At 67.4% G+C, this 785-nt stretch carries 1 protein-coding gene; it reads left to right on the top strand.

The genetic code is table 11. The annotated features are described in order from the left end of the window. Positions 1 to 785, top strand: a 785-nt coding sequence (locus tag IF27_RS29625; RefSeq protein ID WP_275935593.1) for a vitamin B12 dependent-methionine synthase activation domain-containing protein, incomplete at both ends; no start/stop codon positions are given.

The raw sequence follows: 785 nt of genomic DNA, 5'->3' as shown, positions 1-785 counted from the left end.
GATCGGAATGTCGGGGCTGTTGGTGAAGTCCACGGTGATCATGAAGGAGAACCTGGAGGAGCTGAACCGGCGGGGTATGGCCACCGACTACCCGGTCATTCTGGGTGGTGCTGCTCTGACCAGGGCGTATGTGGAGCAGGATCTGCACGAGATCTATCAGGGCGAGGTGCGTTACGCGCGGGACGCGTTCGAGGGGCTGCGGTTGATGGACGCCCTCGTCGCGGTCAAACGCGGCATCCCCGGCGCCGTCCTGCCCGAACTCAGACGACGTCGTGTCAAGGCGACCACCGTGGCGGCCCCCGAGCTTCCCGCGCAGGAGTACGCCCGCTCGGACGTCGCCACGGACAACCCCGTTCCGGAACCACCGTTCCTCGGCACGCGTGTCGTCAAAGGCATCCCGTTGCGGGAGTACGCGGGGTGGTTGGACGAGGATGCGTTGTTCAAGGGGCAGTGGGGGTTGAAGGCGTCACGCACGGACGGTGGGCCGGGGTACGAAGACCTTGTGGAGTCGCAGGGGCGTCCGAGGTTGCGGGGGTTGCTGGACCGCCTGCACACCGACAACCTCCTCGAAGCCGCCGTGGTCTACGGCTACTTCCCTTGTCATTCCGAGGGCAACGACCTGGTGATCCTGGACGAGGACGGGAAGGAACGCACCCGGTTCACCTTCCCCCGCCAGCGCCGGGGCCGCCGTCTGTGCCTGGCGGACTTCTTCCGCCCCGCCGAGAGCGGCGAGACGGACATCGTCGCGCTCCAGACGGTGACGATCGGGCCGCGGGCCAGCGGCG

This window comes from Streptomyces avicenniae (assembly GCF_000719135.1).
In the GTDB taxonomy this organism is placed as follows: domain Bacteria; phylum Actinomycetota; class Actinomycetes; order Streptomycetales; family Streptomycetaceae; genus Streptomyces; species Streptomyces avicenniae.
This window is presented reverse-complemented; position numbering and strand designations above follow the sequence as displayed.